At 64.9% G+C, this 547-nt stretch carries 1 protein-coding gene; it reads left to right on the top strand.

Translation table 11 applies throughout. The annotated features are described in order from the left end of the window. The coding region (locus tag EOA36_RS36740) for an extensin family protein (protein ID WP_189553577.1) at positions 1 to 529 on the top strand (529 nt) is incomplete at its 5' end. Positions 530 to 547 lie beyond the last annotated feature (18 nt).

The following is a 547-nucleotide window of genomic DNA, read 5'->3' as shown; positions in this document are numbered from 1 at the left end:
ATTCGACGCCGAGCGTCTTCAGGCGCTCGGCGTCGAATTCGAGGACCACAAAGCCGAGAGCAATCCCGAAATCGGCTGCTCGATCCCCTACCCGATCGTGCTGAAGTCGCTCGGCAAGTCGATCGCGATTGCCCCCGGCACCGAACTCAACTGCCCGATGGCGGAGGCGGCAGTGCGTTTTGCCGCCGACGTCATCCAGCCGGCCGCGAAAGCCGAATTCGGCGCGGACCTGAAATCGATCAGCCAGGCATCCGCCTTCGTCTGCCGGCCGCGCCACGGCACGCGCAAACTGTCGGAACATGCTTTCGGCAACGCGCTCGACATCGCCAGCTTTACGCTGTCCGACGGCAAGACGATCGAGGTCGGCCCGACACCGCCGGAAAAGGACGGCAAATTCCTCGACGCCGTGCGCAAGGCCGCCTGCGGACCATTCAAGACCGTGCTCGGCCCCGGCGCCGACGCCGACCACGCGCTGCACTTCCATCTCGATCTCGAACCGCGCCGGCATGGCGGCACGTTCTGCCAATAAATGCGGCTGTTACAGGCT

The organism is Mesorhizobium sp. M8A.F.Ca.ET.021.01.1.1, assembly GCF_003998025.1.
Classification (GTDB): domain Bacteria; phylum Pseudomonadota; class Alphaproteobacteria; order Rhizobiales; family Rhizobiaceae; genus Mesorhizobium.
This window is presented reverse-complemented; position numbering and strand designations above follow the sequence as displayed.